The sequence below is a fragment of the Pseudomonas peli genome (assembly GCF_050563605.1).
Classification (GTDB): Bacteria; Pseudomonadota; Gammaproteobacteria; order Pseudomonadales; family Pseudomonadaceae; genus Aquipseudomonas; species Aquipseudomonas peli_A.
On record NZ_JBNXUH010000106.1, the window covers coordinates 1 to 203 of the forward strand.

Annotated in this window: 1 protein-coding gene; it reads right to left on the minus strand. The window is 59.6% G+C overall.

The genetic code is table 11. The features are described from left to right. The coding region (locus ACQ4LH_RS21205) for a HisA/HisF-related TIM barrel protein (RefSeq protein ID WP_430698975.1) at positions 1 to 154 on the minus strand (154 nt) is incomplete at its 3' end. Positions 155 to 203: the final 49 nt, after the last annotated feature.

Sequence of the window (203 nt, forward strand, 5' to 3'; positions counted from 1 at the left end):
GCGTAGTGTCGCGGCCATCGACGCTGGCGGTGATGTCGAGAAAGGTAATCTCGTCAGCGCCCTGCTCGTCGTAACGGCGGGCGATTTCCACCGGGTCGCCGGCATCGCGGATGTTCTCGAACTGCACGCCCTTGACCCCGTTTCTTATACACATATCCCAGCCCACGAGACGAACAGAGCGAAATCGTATGCCGGCTTTTGCT